Below are 14,336 nucleotides of genomic sequence, written 5' to 3'. Positions count from 1 at the left end.
ATTTATGATTCGGGCAGTTCTATTCCAGCCCGGCGACACCAATCGCGCAAGGGGGTGAGCACATCGTGGCTCAGCGCCGTCGCGAGATGACGGAGCGTCCGCGGCATGTGCTTCAGATAGCCCGGCTTGCCATCCCGCTGCAAGAGCCGCACCCAAAGGCCGGCGAGTTTGCAGTTGCGCTGCGCGGCCATGATCGCCCAGGCCTTCAGGAACGTCGGCTCGTCGAAGGCTCCGAGTGCGCGGCGGAGCGTCACGTAATCCAGCATCAGCTGGTCGGCAAGCGCCTTCGGAATGTCCACCCGTGCGTCTTGAACGATAGAGGCGAGGTCATAGGCGGTCGGGCCTATCATCGCATCCTGGAAGTCGATCAGGCCGACGCGTCGCACGCCCGATTCATGCGGCCGCCAGATGATATTGGGTGAATGGAAATCGCGCAGCAGCAGGTTCTTTTCGACGCCGTCGAGTTCGCGGATGAGATTGTCCCAGATCGCCAGATATTCCTGGCGTTCCTCGTCGGTGGCTGCCGTGCCGCGCTTCCAGGGTAGGTGCCAGTCGATCAGAAGCCGGGCTTCCATTTTCATCGCGGTCGGGTCGAACTCGGGAATGTGGTGGATATGGCCGTCCCCGACCGGCAGGTCCTGGCGCATCTCGTGGCTGTGCAGGAAGGCGAGGCACACGACGCTTTCGCGGTAGCGTTCCTCGATGGGATTGCCGTCTTCGTCAACGGCCCCCTCTACGCCGAGATTTTCGATCAGCAGGATGCCCTGGTCGTAATCGACATGCAGCACTTCCGGCGCCGCCAGACCCAGCTCGCGCAGGTATTCGTCGATCGCCACGAAGGGATAGGGGTCTTCGGCCAGATGGGCGACCTTGGGATAGGGCTTGCCGTCGAGAACCGGCGGCCCTTCGGCCGGGCGCGGCCAATCCATCAGGATCAGCGTTTCGCCGTTTGCGATCGTCACGCTCTCATAGGCGCGCGTCGAAGCGTCGCCGGTAAGGAACCGCCGCCGCGCGCCGAGGTAGCCGTGTTTGTCGAGAAATTCCCGGATCGCCAGCACACGGCGGATACGCTGCATCTGCGTGTCCGGGGCGGTGATCGTCGCCGTCCGGCCGCTGCCGCTCTGTTCGAGCCTGAGCTGGATGCGGGCCTGCGGCAGCAGGTCGTCGGCGACCTCGGGCCATTCCACCAGGCAGATGCCGTTGGAAAGCGCCTCGTCGAAACCAAGTTCGTCCAGCTCGGAAGAATCCCCAAGCCGATAGAGATCGAAATGCGCCACCGGAATGCGCAGCTCGTAGCTCTGCACCAAGGTGAAGGTGGGGCTCGGCACTTCGAGCTCGTCTTCATCGCCAAGCGCGCGCAAAAAAGCCCGGGCGAAGGTCGATTTGCCGGCACCAAGATCGCCGGAAAGGGCAATCCAGTCGCCCTTCTTCAGCGCCAGCGCCATATCCTCGCCGAGGCGGATCGTTTCGGCCTCGTCGGCAAGCGTCAGGGTAAGGGCCGTCTCACCACTCATTCCGCGGCGACGGACCGCGCCGTCGTGCCGCTCGGAATGCGGCACGTAACCGTGGTTCCCTGGCCGGGCTTGCTGTCGATCGCGACATCGCCGTGATGCAGCGTCACGAAGCTTTCGACGATCGAAAGGCCGAGGCCCGCGCCCGAGCGCTTGCCGCCCTTGGCATTGGCCGAGAAGCGGTCGAACACTGTTTTCAGGATATCTTCCGGAATCCCCGGACCCTTGTCGGTCACCGAGAAGAACACGTCGCTATGGGTGCGCCAGCAGTTGAGCGTGATGGCCGAGCCGTCCGGGGCAAAGTTGGTGGCATTGGTGAGCAGCTTGATGAGGATCTGCTTCAGCCGCTGCTGGTCGGCGACGATGGTGCCGAGACCGGCCGGCGCGGTGATCGCCAGCGTCACGCCGTTTTCGTGCAGCCGGTCGGCGATCTGCATGGCCACGTCGTCGAGCAGGTCGTCGATCGCCATTTCGGAATAGTTGAGCTGCATGATCCCGGCATCGACGGTCGCCAGATCGAGGATGTCGTTGACGATCGTCAGGAGAACCGACGACGACGTCGAGATATGATCGATATATTCCGACTGCCGCTCGTTCAACGGGCCGATGCCCGGCGTCTTCAGCAGATCGGTAAAGCCGATGATATTGGTCAGCGGCGAGCGCAGTTCGTAGGAAACGTGCTGGACGAAATCGTTCTTGAGCTCGTCCGCCTTCTGCAGCGCCTCGTTCTTTTCCTTGAGCGCCCGTTCCGCCCTGGCACTCGCCGTCATGTCGACGAATGTGAGCATCGTCTGGGCGTTCGGCAACGGCGTCACGGCATAGTCGAGGATCAGGCCGGAATAGAGTTCGAACGTGCCCTGCAGCGAGGGGCGCTCGTCGTCGAAATTGGTCAGCATCTGGCCGAAGCGGCGCCAGCCATCCTGCTTGTCGTAAGATGGTGCGCAGGCGGTCTCGATCGCCTTGATATGCGTGCCCGGCTTGGATTCCTCGGCGGTGATGCCCCAGAGCGCCCGGAAGGCGGGGTTGGACAGGCGGATGCGCCCGTCCGGCCCGAAGACGGCGACGCCTTCGGACAGATGGTCGATGGTTTCGCCCTGGACCTGGACCAGCGTATTGTAACGGGTCTCGAGATCCACCTGCTCGGTAAGGTTCTCAAACACCCAGGTGGCACCGCCCTGCGGGTGGGCGGTGGCGATCACGCGCAGTGTCTGGCCGTTCGGCAGGTGCCAGAGGTCGGTCTGGGTGTTGGGAGATTGATAGACGGACAAGGCCGCGTCCTTCCAGCTCCGCCAGCTGAGCTGCTCCGGCAGCTTGCCTTCGCTGCGCAATTTATCGAGCAGCTCGCTATTGTCCGGCCTGGAATCGAGGAAGGGCAGGGTGAACCCCCAGAGCTGTACGAAAGCCTGGTTGTAGAACTGCAGCCGGCGCTCGCCGTCGAAGATGGCGACAGGCGTTGCCAGATGGTCGAGCGTTTCGGCGTGGCTCTTCAGCGTCCGCTTCAGTTCCTCGCGCACGGCTTCCACCTCGGAAACGTCGACCGCCAAGCCTGCCGAACCGCCGGGTATGACGACGTCGACGACGTCGAACATGGTCCGGTTTCCGTGCACGACCGTGGATATCCGGTCATGGAAAGGCGAGGTGGAGGTTGCCGCCGACCTGATCTTTTCGCGTGCGATCGAGCCCAGAAATTCGCGGCCGTCCTCGAGCGCCTGCGCAGGCGTCGGAGCCTCCACGGCATCGCCATAGGCGTGGTTCACCCAGGTGAGCCTGCCCTGCGAATCGCGGCGCCAGACCGGGTGCTCGATGGCGTCGAGCAGCGAATGGAACATCATGATCGAGTTCGTCAGCCGCTCGCGCTCGATCTTGAGCTCGGCGAGTTCTGCGCGCAGGTTGTTGAGTGCGATGAAGCGGACGAAGGCCTTGCCGCCTGAAACGCGGCCCTGCACTTCCAAAATCTCGTCGCGGTTGGTCTCGACGACCATGTCGAAGGAGCGGGCTTCGACCCGCAGCAGTTCAACGGACTTTTCCAGTTCGCTGGCCGAACTGCCGCGCATCCAGCGGCCGAAGGCGAGAAATTCGCGGTCCTGCTGCGGCGCGCCGGTTTCCACCGGCAGCTGGCCGAGGAATTCCGGTTTGGAGGATCCGCTTTCCCATACGACGATCCGGCGGTTCTTGTCGGCGATCAGGGCTTCGAACTTGGAAATCCGCTGCTGCGCATCCGAAAGGGCGCTGCGCATTTCCTGGGTTTCGGCTTCCATGTTGCCGCGCTGACGCACCAGCCAGATGGCGGAAAACAGGGCGGCACCAAGCGCGCCCATCACCAGCGATGAAACGATGACTTCCGTCGAGGAAAACAGGCGGACGGCTGAATCGCCCGACTGCTGCGCAAGCGCTGCGGTCGCGAGCCCTGAAAGGGCGGTGCCCGAAAGGAAAGCGCTGCCGAACAGCGCCAGGCGGCGAAGTCTTCCAACGGTCGCATTATCGTCCGGTGTCCCCGAAACGAAACGCAAAGCCGGAGCGTCCGCTCCGCCGCAAAGGGGATCGGCCCGTTCTGACGAGCTCATTTTTTTTACCGACATATCCGGTCTGTCTCCGTCCAATTGCCGCTCATCGACAAGACATACCACTCCGTGCCTTGCCCGTAGCCGGACGGCTCCCAATCACATGGTGGGAGCGCGACGATGGTCGAAAACCGCTTTCGGCTTCCGGCATCACGCTCCAGGGAAGGCGCGAATCAAGTTCTAAAACAATACTTGCTTAGGGAATCGCCGGGAAGGGATGCGCCCAAAAAAGAAACCGCGACCTTTGTCAAGGCCGCGGCTACCATATCTTGTGGATTGACCGGCTATTGATTAGTACCGGTAGTGTTCAGCCTTGAACGGGCCCGTCTGCGAGACGCCGATATAGGCTGCCTGCTCGTCGGAGAGTTCCGTCAGCTTCACGCCGAGCTTGGCGAGATGCAGGCGAGCGACCTTCTCGTCGAGGTGCTTCGGCAGGATGTAGACGTCGTTCTTGTACTCGCCCTGCTTGGTGAAGAGTTCGATCTGGGCGAGCGTCTGGTTGGTGAACGACGCCGACATCACGAAGGAGGGATGGCCGGTGGCGTTGCCGAGGTTGAGCAGGCGGCCTTCCGACAGAAGGATGATGCGGTTGCCCTTCGGGAACTCGATCATGTCGACCTGCGGCTTGACGTTGGTCCACTTGAGGTTCTTGAGCGCGGCGACCTGGATTTCGTTGTCGAAGTGGCCGATATTGCCGACGATCGCCATGTCCTTCATCGCACGCATGTGGTCGATGCGGATGACGTCCTTGTTGCCGGTCGTGGTGATGAAGATGTCGGCGCTGTCGACGACGTCTTCGAGGACGACGACTTCAAAGCCGTCCATGGCAGCTTGCAGGGCGCAGATCGGATCGACTTCGGTGACCTTGACGCGGGCGCCGGCGCCGGCAAGCGAAGCGGCCGAACCCTTGCCCACGTCGCCGTAACCGCAGACGACGGCAACCTTGCCGGCCATCATCACGTCGGTGCCGCGGCGGATGCCGTCGACCAGCGATTCCTTGCAGCCGTATTTGTTGTCGAACTTCGACTTGGTGACCGAATCGTTGACGTTGATCGCCGGGAAGGGCAGCAGGCCCTTCTTGGACAGTTCGTAAAGGCGGTGCACGCCCGTGGTGGTTTCTTCGGTAACGCCCTTGATCGCGTCGCGCTGCTTGGTGAACCAGCCCGGCGATGCCTTGAGGCGCTTCTTGATCTGCGCGATGAGAATTTCTTCTTCTTCCGACGTCGGGTTCGAAAGAACGTCTTCTCCGGCTTCGGCGCGGGCGCCGAGCAGGATGTACATGGTGGCGTCGCCGCCGTCATCGAGGATCATGTTGGAGAGGCCGCCATCGGCCCACTGGAAGATCTTGTCGGTATAGTCCCAGTACTCGGTGAGCGATTCGCCCTTGACGGCGAAGACCGGGATGCCGGCGGCAGCGATCGCCGCAGCAGCATGGTCCTGGGTAGAGAAGATGTTGCAGGACGCCCAGCGGATTTCTGCACCGAGGTGCTGAAGTGTCTCGATCAGAACGGCCGTCTGGATGGTCATGTGGAGGGAGCCGGAGATACGGGCGCCCTTCAGCGGCTTGGTGGTGCCGAATTCTTCGCGGCACGACATCAGGCCCGGCATTTCGGTCTCTGCGATGTCGAGCTCCTTGCGGCCGTAGGCGGCAAGATTGATATCCGCGACGACGTAATCCTTCTCAATGCTCATAAAGCTCTCCATGTTCGGTGGGCCCTTTCCGGCGGGGTACCGCCGGACGTGGCAAGACCCGCTTTGGCCAAGCGGAAACTGGCCAGCGGTTTAGCAGGCTTCCGGCAAGCTGGCAACGGGATATAAAGAAGTCTTTATATGTTTATGTCAGTGAAAGGTTAAGCTGCGGGCGCGTCAGGCTTCTTCGCCGAACTTGTTGGCGACGAGCTGTTCCAGCGCGTTCAACGCTTCCTCGGCCTGATGGCCTTCCGCTGAGACCTCGATCGAGCATCCCGTGCTGGCGGCGAGCATCATCAGGCCCATGATCGAGGTACCGCCGACGGTCGTTCCGTCTTTGGAAACGGTAATCCGCGCATCGAAGGTTTCCACCATCTGCACGAATTTGGCGGAGGCGCGCGCATGCAGTCCACGCTTGTTGACGATCAGGAATTCACGGGAAGAGGGGGATGACATCCGGTCTGGGTTCTCATTTGCCGCTGAGGACGCGGCTTGCGACATTGATGTATTTGCGGCCGGCTTCGGAGGCTTCGGCGAGCGCCTTGTCCATGTTGTTGTCGCTGCGCACGCCGGCAAGCTTGATCAGCATCGGTAGATTCATGCCGGCAATCACTTCGATCCTGCCGCTTTCCATGACGGAAATGGAAAGATTGGAGGGCGTGCCGCCGAACATGTCCGTCAGGATGATGACGCCGTGGCCTTCATCGGCATTGGTGACGGCATCGACGATATCCTGCCGCCGCTGATCCATGTCGTCCTCGGGACCGATCGATACGGTTTCGATGAATTTCTGAGGCCCGACGACATGCTCCACCGCATGACGAAATTCCTCAGCCAGCTTGCCATGGGTGACAAGCACTAGTCCGATCATGAAAACTGCCCCCTGCTATGGAAACTCGGCGCCAATATCGCATTGCAACAAGGCGGTCCAGCGGTGGGATGCCATCTTCTCCAAGTAGACTCGAAGTTCAAGTTAAAAAATCAGGCTTCAGGGTGATCAAAACGGCATCTCGGCGTGAAAATCAGACGCGAACGCCGCCAGAACCGCCAAAGGGTCGGGTGCACCGCGCCATATCCGGACCAGCGGAAGGTCGCCGAGACCGGGGATCCGGAAGCGTTCGTTTTCCGGCGGAAGCCTTTCGTCCTCGGGCAGGGAGATGATCTCGACCGTAAGGTCCAGCGCCGCGGCGGAGACGCTTTCAACACGGGCGATGCCGCTGCCGCGCAGTTCGATGAGGCCGGCGATCGGTTCCGGCCGGGTGGCGAGCAGATGATCGCCGTGGCGCGAGACGAGCACCTGATCGTCGGCCACCAGGGCCGCGAAAGCGCCCTGGCGCCGGGCCGCGGCGATACAGGTGAAGGCGAGCATGGATTTGCCGCTGCCGGACGGGCCGGTGAAGAGGAGGCCCTTGGTGCCGATGACGATCGCGGTCGCATGGATATTGACCGGCGTCGTGCTCATTGGTCTTCGCCGCCCGGCAGCGACAGTGTGAAGCGCGCCCCGGTCACGGCATCCGTCTTGGCGTCGTGCACGTTTTCCGCCTTCAGCGAGCCGCCATGGGCCTCGGCGATCTGCCGGCTGATAGACAGGCCGAGACCGGAATTCTGGCCGAAACTCTCGCCGTCGGGCCGGTCCGTGTAGAAGCGTTCGAAGATGCGGTCGATATCCTCCGCCTGGATGCCGGGACCATTGTCCTCCACCGTCACGATCACCCGGTCCCTGGTGTGGAAGAGCCGGATGGTGATGCGGCCGCCCTTCTCAGGCACGAAGGATCGTGCGTTCTCGATGAGGTTGGTGATGATCTGCCCGAGGCGAAGATCGTGGCCGTTCACCAGGAAGGCCGACCGGTTGCCGGCCTTATTGTCCACCGTGAGGCTGATGTCCACCGGCTTGCGGCCGCTGCGGATCTGCCGCGAAATATCGACGAGATTGCCGAGCAGGTTTTCCATGTCGACGGGGGTTGAATCCGAGCGGGCAAGCTCGGCATCCAGACGCGAAGCATCGGAAATGTCGCTGATCAGCCGGTCGAGGCGGCGCACGTCATGGAAGATGATTTCCGTCAGGCGCTGCTTCGACTCCTCGGACTTCGCCAGCGGCAGCGTCTCGACGGCGCTGCGAAGCGAAGTCAGCGGGTTCTTGAGCTCGTGGCTGACGTCGGCCGCGAAACTCTCGATCGCATCGATGCGGTCGTAGAGCGCGTTGGTCATCTCGCGAAGCGCGATCGAAAGATTGCCGATTTCGTCCTGGCGATAGGAGAAATCCGGGATTTCCTCGCGCTGTTTGGCGCCGCGCCGCACGCGGATTGCGGCGGCCGCCAGCCGCCGCAGCGGATTGGCGATGGTCGACGACAGCAGCAGCGACAAGAGGATGTTGACCAGCGTCGCGACGCCGAAGACACGCATGATCGCCAGCCGTTCCGCATGCACAATCTTGTCGATGTCGCCGGCCTGGGTCGACAGAAGAAGCACGCCAAGCACGGCGCGGAAACGCTGGACCGGCACGGCGACGGAAACGATCAGCTCGCCGCGGTCGGTGACGCGCACGAGCGCACCCCGAACCCCGGTCAGCGCGTTCATCACCTCCGGATAGATCGAACCGTCGCCGCCCGGCGCTTCCTTGTAGACCGGCAGGTTGCCCGGCTGCAGCAGGCGGTTGATGAGGCCTGCAAACCATTCGCTCCAGGTCTGCGCTTCGTTTTCCACCGGCGGCAGGTCGAAACGCAGCACCTGTCCGCGCGAATAGAGATGGCGGGAATCGAGCAGCAGGTTCGCGTCGGCATCGAAAATCCGGGCGCGGGTGCGGGTCGGCGAAATCAGCCGCCTCAGAACCGGTGCGACGCGCTCGGGATCGATCGGAAAGTCGAGATCCTCGTCGTTCGGCACCGGCGTAATGCTCTGGCCGGCCTGCAGTTCGAGGAGTTTCTGGGGGTCGATGGTGATCGAGTTGGTATCGACCGAGGCTGAGGCGGAAATCGCGCCGGCGATGATCTCGCCCTGCGTCAGCAGGCTCTCGACGCGGGCGTCGATCAGCCCCTCGCGGAACTGGTTGAGGTAGAGAATGCCGGCGACCAGCACCACCGTCGCGGCGATATTGAAGAACAGGATGCGGCGGGTGAGGCTCGAAAAGACCGCGTGGCCGAACACCCGCCGAATGAGCGTGAAGGGACGCGACCAGAACTTCCGCGGCGCGCGGCGTGTCCCAGCCTTCTCCATTCGGGCGATATTGCTGTCGAACGTTTGATCTGCCACTGCAGTCCTTCCACCGGGCCAGCTTAGCGCTGGTCCGGCCGTGGCCTCAAGTTAACCTTTCGCAAGGGTCAAGCCGACTCGCGGAACCGATAACCCACGCCATAGAGCGTTTCGATCATATCGAAGTCGTTGTCGACCATCTTGAACTTCTTGCGCAGCCGCTTGATGTGGCTGTCGATGGTGCGGTCGTCCACATAGACCTGCTCGTCATAGGCGGCGTCCATCAGCGCATCGCGGCTTTTGACGACGCCGGGCCGCTGGGCCAGGGAATGCAGGATCAGGAACTCGGTCACCGTCAGTGTCACCGGCTCGCCCTTCCAGGTGCAGGTATGGCGCTCCTGGTCCATGGCAAGCTGGCCGCGTTCGAGGGTGCGGGCTGCCTGCTGATCGGCTGCCGTCTTGGCCCCGGCACCGCCGGCGGCTTGTGCCTCGCGGCTGCCGGCGCGTCGCAGGATCGCCTTGACGCGCTCCACCAGAAGACGCTGCGAGAACGGCTTGGTGATGAAGTCGTCGGCGCCCATCTTCAGCCCGAACAGTTCGTCGATCTCTTCATCCTTGGAGGTGAGGAAGATCACCGGCAGGTCGGACTTCTGCCGCAGGCGGCGCAGAAGCTCCATGCCGTCCATGCGCGGCATCTTGATATCGAAGATCGCCAACTGCGGAGGGCGGGCGATCAGCCCGTCGAGCGCGGAAGCGCCATCCGTATAGGTCTCGACCTTGTATCCTTCTGCCTCGAGTGCAATCGACACCGACGTCAGGATATTGCGGTCGTCGTCTACGAGCGCGATTGTCTGCATGCTCTCCATCTCCGTCATCATCTATGCGCATCTCCTGGAAATCACCCCAGCCAGGCGGCATCAGCCGACGCGCTTCTTGAGTATAAAGGTGGAACAAATTGTGGCAAAGATAAAGGGGCCGCTGACGATCGTGCGTTTTGGCAATGAGGTTTAAGATAGTGCGGATGCGGATTGAAACAGTTATTAAACCGATTTAAAGAGGAATAAAATTTTTTAAATCGATTAAATAATTGATATTATTAAAGAATTTGCAAATGGCCTCTTGCCCTTTTAGAAATCTGTCATTAATTTCGCGTCAGTCCCCACGGCAAGCTGAAGGAGTGCGCGCATGGAGGAGTTTGGACTTCACAACCCGTCCAAGGGTTTAGCGGCGATCGGTCTCGGCGGTGTATCGCGTGTTTATTACAATTCGTCCGAGGTTGAACTCTACGAAGAAGCAATCCGCCGCGGTGAAGCCGATCTGACGATCGACGGTGCCCTCCGCGCCGTCACCGGGCAGCACACCGGCCGCTCCCCCAAGGACAAGTTCATTGTCCGCGATGCCGGCACCGAGAAGCGTGTCTGGTGGGGCAGCGACAACAAGCCCATGAAGCCTGAACACTTCGAAGTCCTGAAGCAGGACATGCTCGCCCATGCGGCCGGCAAGACGCTGTTCGTCCAGGATTTGGTCGGCGGCGCCGATGCCGAATATGCGCTTCCGACCCGCGTCGTCAGTGAATTCGCCTGGCACGCCCTCTTCATCCGCAATCTTCTGATCCGTCCGGATCGCGCCACGCTCGAAAGCTTCGAAGAAAAGCTGACGATCATCAACCTGCCGAGCTTCAAGGCGGATCCCGCCCGCCACGGCTGCCGCACCGAGACCGTGATCGCCTGCGATTTCACCAATGGCCTCATCCTGGTCGGCGGCACCTCCTATGCCGGCGAAAACAAGAAGTCGGTCTTCTCCGTGCTCAACTACTTCCTGCCGGAACAAGGCGTCATGCCGATGCACTGCTCGGCCAATGTCGGCCCGGACGGCGATACCGCGGTGTTCTTCGGCCTGTCCGGCACCGGCAAGACCACGCTGTCGGCCGATCCGAACCGTACGCTCATCGGCGACGACGAGCATGGCTGGGGTGAAAACGGCGTCTTCAATTTCGAAGGCGGCTGCTATGCCAAGGCCATCAATCTTTCGGCCGAAGCCGAGCCGGAAATCTATGCGGCGACCCGCCGTTTCGGCACGGTGATCGAAAACGTCGTGCTCGACGGGAACCGGGTTCCGGATTTCAACGACGATTCGCTGACCGAGAACACCCGCAGCGCCTATCCGCTGCATTTCATCCCGAATGCATCGAAGACCGGCATGGCACCGCAGCCGAAGTCGATCATCATGCTGACCGCCGATGCCTTCGGCGTCATGCCGCCGATCGCCAAGCTGACGCCGGAACAGGCGATGTACCACTTCCTCTCCGGTTACACCGCCAAGGTCGCCGGCACGGAAAAGGGTGTCACCGAGCCGGAAGCGACGTTCTCGACCTGCTTCGGCGGGCCGTTCATGCCGCGTCATCCGGCCGAATACGGCAACCTGCTCAAGGAACTGATCGCCCGCCACGGCGTCGATTGCTGGCTCGTCAACACCGGCTGGACCGGCGGCGCTTACGGCGTTGGTCGTCGTATGCCGATCAAGGCGACCCGCGCCCTCCTCAGCGCTGCGCTCGATGGCAGCCTGAAGAACGCCGAGTTCCGGACCGATCCGAATTTCGGTTTCGCGGTGCCGGTCGCCGTTGAAGGCGTCGACAATGCGATCCTCGATCCGCGCTCGACCTGGGCGGATGGCGCGGCGTTCGACGCCTATGCCAAGAAGCTCGTCTCGATGTTCATCCAGAACTTCGGGCAGTACGAAGACCACGTCGACAGCAAGGTGAGAAGCGCCGCTCCGGTCATGCTTGCCGCCGCCGAGTAATCTTTGAAGGATTCACGTGAAACCGCCGGCCCGGGATAACACCCTGGGCCGGCGGTTTTCTTTTTGCCGGCTTTGTGGGAAAGATGCGGGCCTGCCGCATGCCGCCCGAACGTGGGTGCCGGTTCCGGACAACGGCATGCGCCCAAGAACAAAGACCAGAGACCCATGGCCAGCAATCCCCTCGTCATCAACAACCGCATCACCATCGCCGGATGGGAACTGACGGAACAATTCGTGCTGGCGGGCGGGCCGGGCGGCCAGAACGTCAACAAGGTCTCGACGGCGGTCCAGCTTTTCTACGACATCATGAATACGCCGTCCTTGCCGGAGCGGGTGAAGGAAAATGCCATCAAGCTCGCCGGAAAACGGGTGTCGAAGGACGGCGTGCTGATGATAGAAGCGAACCGGTTCCGCAGCCAGGATCGCAACCGGGAAGACGCACGCGAGCGGCTGAAGGAACTGATCCTCAAGGCGGCCGAACCGCCACCGCCGCCGCGCAAGAAGACCAAGCCGACCAAGGGTTCGGTGGAGCGACGGCTGAAAGAAAAATCCGGCCGTTCGGACGTCAAGAAGATGCGCGGCCGGCCAAGCGGCGACTAACGGCGGAGATTGATCTTTGGCGACGCTTGCGAATGGCATCAGGCACCTTCCCGACTATCTGGATCGGCCGGCGCAGGAGCATCTGGTCGAACTGATACGAGACGTCGTGGCCGAGGCGCCGCTCTATACGCCCGAAATGCCCGGCACCGGCAAACCCATGTCGGTGCGCATGACCAATTGCGGCCCGCTCGGCTGGGTAACGGACAAGGACCAGGGGTATCGCTATCAGTCTTTTCACCCGGTCACGAAAAAGCCGTGGCCCCCGATGCCACGGGAGCTGCTCGATCTCTGGGAAAAACTCGGCGATTATCCGAAACCGCCGGAAGCCTGCCTCATCAATTTCTATTCCGACGATGCCAAGATGGGCCTGCATCAGGACCGGGACGAGAACGATCTGGCTGCCCCCGTTCTCTCCGTCTCGCTGGGCAACAGCTGCCTGTTCCGGGTCGGTGGCCGGAACCGGAAGGACCCAACCGGCTCTTTCCGGCTGGCGAGTGGGGATGTCGTCGTGCTGGGCGGAGAGGGACGCCTCGCCTTTCACGGCGTCGATCGCATCTATCCGGATACGTCGACGCTGCTGAAGAACGGCGGACGCATCAACCTGACGCTCCGCCGCGTGAATAGTTGACGATTTAATTCAATAGCCGGCGTTCGATCGCCTACAGTTTCCGCAGTTCGACCGTTTCGACCAGGTGATTGCGGCCCTTGCGCAGGATGAGGTCCGCCCGGGGCCTGGTCGGCAGAATGTTCTGGCGCAGGTTCTTCAGGTTGATGTTTTCCCACAATCCCTCGGCAACGGCGCGGGCCGCATCCGCATCGATTGCCGCGTATTTCTTGAAGAACGAGGTCGGATCGCGGAAGGCGGTCTGGCGCAGCTTCATGAAGCGCTGGACGTACCAGTTGTGGATTTGTTCTTCGTCGGCATCGATATAGATCGAGAAATCGAAGAAGTCCGAGACGATCGGAACGATCTTTCCGTCGGCCGGCAGCGCCCGTGACTGGAGGACGTTGATGCCCTCGAAGATCAGGATGTCCGGCCGGTCGACCAGCGTGTATTCGTCCGGCAAAACGTCGTAGGTGAGATGCGAGTAACGAGGCGCCTTGACGTTCGGCTCGCCGGCCTTGATCGCCGACAGGAACCGCAGGATGGTGCCGATATCGTAGCTTTCCGGAAAGCCCTTGCGCTCCATCAGGTTTTCACGACTCAGCACGGCGTTCGGATAGAGGAAACCGTCGGTGGTGATGAGATCCACTTTCGGGCTCGACGGCCAGCGGGCGAGCAGTTCCTTCAGGATACGTGCGGTGGTCGACTTGCCGACCGCGACCGACCCGGCAATGCCGATGATGAAGGGCGTCTTGGTGATGTCGGAAAGGCTCAGGAAGCGGTTTCGCTGCTGGAAGAGGCGTTGCGTCGCCTCCACATGTGTCGACAGCAGGCGCGACAGCGAGAGATAGATGCGCCTGACTTCATCGAGATCGATCGGGTCGTCCAGCGAACGCAGCCTCTGCACCTCGTCTGCGGTGAGCGTCAGGGGCGTGTCTGCGCGGAACTTCGCCCATTCTTCCGCACTGAAGTGGTGATAGGGCGAATAATATTCCGCATTCGAGCCGGTCTCGAGCTCCGGCGCCTCGGCGGGCTGGGAAACGATATTCATGATGTCGGCCGGCTTGCCTTTTCTTGAAGGCCGGACTGGCCGGTCCTTCGCTGGAGTTCGTCGAGCACATCCTGCAACGGTACCGCCGCAATATTCAAGACGACTAAAAGATGATAAAGGAGATCGGCGCTTTCCGCCGTCAGATTTTTGGCGTCGTGCTTGATCGCGGCGATCACCGTTTCGACGGCTTCTTCGCCGAGCTTCTTTGCGGCCCTATCCTGGCCGGCGGCGACCAGTTTTGCCGTCCAGGATTCCTCCGGCGATGCCTTGGCCCGCTCGGCGACGATCCGCTCGAGGTCGATCAGGGAAAATTCACTCATAACATTCTCTCC

13 protein-coding genes are annotated in these 14,336 nt (G+C 61.7%); 3 read left to right on the top strand and 10 right to left on the bottom strand.

Annotated elements, in window-relative coordinates; all coding sequences use genetic code 11:
* Positions 1-2 precede the first annotated feature (2 nt).
* The 8 genes from tsaE to chvI all read right to left on the bottom strand — a co-directional run bounded on the left by tsaE (position 3) and on the right by chvI (position 9,807).
* Complete coding sequence (gene tsaE / locus C5J22_RS22125) at positions 3-1,514, bottom strand: tRNA (adenosine(37)-N6)-threonylcarbamoyltransferase complex ATPase subunit type 1 TsaE (protein ID WP_105440127.1); 1,512 nt, start codon at positions 1,512-1,514, stop codon at positions 3-5.
* Positions 1,511-4,090, bottom strand: coding sequence for a PAS domain-containing sensor histidine kinase (locus tag C5J22_RS22120; protein ID WP_245449342.1), 2,580 nt, complete (start codon positions 4,088-4,090; stop codon positions 1,511-1,513). Before C5J22_RS22120 ends, tsaE begins: the two co-directional genes overlap by 4 nt.
* 273 nt (positions 4,091-4,363) lie before the next feature.
* A complete protein-coding gene (gene ahcY, locus C5J22_RS22115; protein ID WP_105440009.1) occupies positions 4,364-5,764 on the bottom strand; it encodes an adenosylhomocysteinase in 1,401 nt (466 codons plus the stop codon).
* A gap of 174 nt (positions 5,765-5,938) precedes the next feature.
* A complete protein-coding gene (locus C5J22_RS22110) occupies positions 5,939-6,217 on the bottom strand; it encodes an HPr family phosphocarrier protein (RefSeq protein ID WP_105404802.1) in 279 nt (92 codons plus the stop codon).
* Positions 6,218-6,230: 13 nt separating this feature from the next.
* Positions 6,231-6,632, bottom strand: coding sequence for a PTS sugar transporter subunit IIA (locus C5J22_RS22105; protein WP_037086324.1), 402 nt, complete (start codon positions 6,630-6,632; stop codon positions 6,231-6,233).
* A gap of 126 nt (positions 6,633-6,758) precedes the next feature.
* Positions 6,759-7,223: an HPr kinase/phosphorylase gene (locus tag C5J22_RS22100; RefSeq protein WP_105440008.1), complete on the bottom strand. Its 465-nt coding sequence runs from the start codon at positions 7,221-7,223 to the stop codon at positions 6,759-6,761.
* Positions 7,220-8,974, bottom strand: coding sequence for a sensor histidine kinase (locus C5J22_RS22095; protein WP_245440502.1), 1,755 nt, complete (start codon positions 8,972-8,974; stop codon positions 7,220-7,222). Before C5J22_RS22095 ends, C5J22_RS22100 begins: the two co-directional genes overlap by 4 nt.
* 104 nt (positions 8,975-9,078) lie before the next feature.
* Complete coding sequence (gene chvI / locus C5J22_RS22090) at positions 9,079-9,807, bottom strand: two-component system response regulator ChvI (protein WP_105440006.1); 729 nt, start codon at positions 9,805-9,807, stop codon at positions 9,079-9,081.
* 328 nt (positions 9,808-10,135) lie between these two features.
* On the opposite strand from chvI, the gene C5J22_RS22085 reads away from it, so the two are divergent.
* The 3 genes from C5J22_RS22085 to C5J22_RS22075 all read left to right on the top strand — a co-directional run bounded on the left by C5J22_RS22085 (position 10,136) and on the right by C5J22_RS22075 (position 12,977).
* A complete protein-coding gene (locus C5J22_RS22085; RefSeq protein ID WP_105404798.1) occupies positions 10,136-11,749 on the top strand; it encodes a phosphoenolpyruvate carboxykinase in 1,614 nt (537 codons plus the stop codon).
* Between the two features lie 165 nt (positions 11,750-11,914).
* Positions 11,915-12,349 carry an alternative ribosome rescue aminoacyl-tRNA hydrolase ArfB gene (gene arfB, locus C5J22_RS22080; protein WP_105440005.1) on the top strand — a complete coding sequence of 145 codons (435 nt, stop codon included), beginning with the start codon at positions 11,915-11,917 and terminating at the stop codon, positions 12,347-12,349.
* 16 nt (positions 12,350-12,365) lie between these two features.
* Positions 12,366-12,977 (top strand): alpha-ketoglutarate-dependent dioxygenase AlkB, encoded by a 612-nt coding sequence (locus C5J22_RS22075; protein WP_105440004.1) that lies wholly within the window; start codon positions 12,366-12,368, stop codon positions 12,975-12,977.
* Positions 12,978-13,008: 31 nt separating this feature from the next.
* On the opposite strand, the gene coaA is transcribed toward C5J22_RS22075, so the two are convergent.
* The gene (gene coaA / locus C5J22_RS22070; RefSeq protein WP_105422091.1) at positions 13,009-14,004 is read right to left on the bottom strand and encodes a type I pantothenate kinase; all 996 of its coding nucleotides are present in this window, start codon (positions 14,002-14,004) and stop codon (positions 13,009-13,011) included.
* Positions 14,001-14,324: a phosphoribosyl-ATP diphosphatase gene (locus C5J22_RS22065; protein ID WP_105440003.1), complete on the bottom strand. Its 324-nt coding sequence runs from the start codon at positions 14,322-14,324 to the stop codon at positions 14,001-14,003. Before C5J22_RS22065 ends, coaA begins: the two co-directional genes overlap by 4 nt.
* Positions 14,325-14,336 lie beyond the last annotated feature (12 nt).

Origin of the sequence: Neorhizobium sp. T25_13, from assembly GCF_002968675.1 — a bacterium.
GTDB classification, from domain to species: Bacteria; Pseudomonadota; Alphaproteobacteria; order Rhizobiales; family Rhizobiaceae; genus Neorhizobium; species Neorhizobium tomejilense.
Note: the sequence above shows the minus strand (reverse complement) of the source record. Positions and strands in the feature narration are given on the sequence as shown.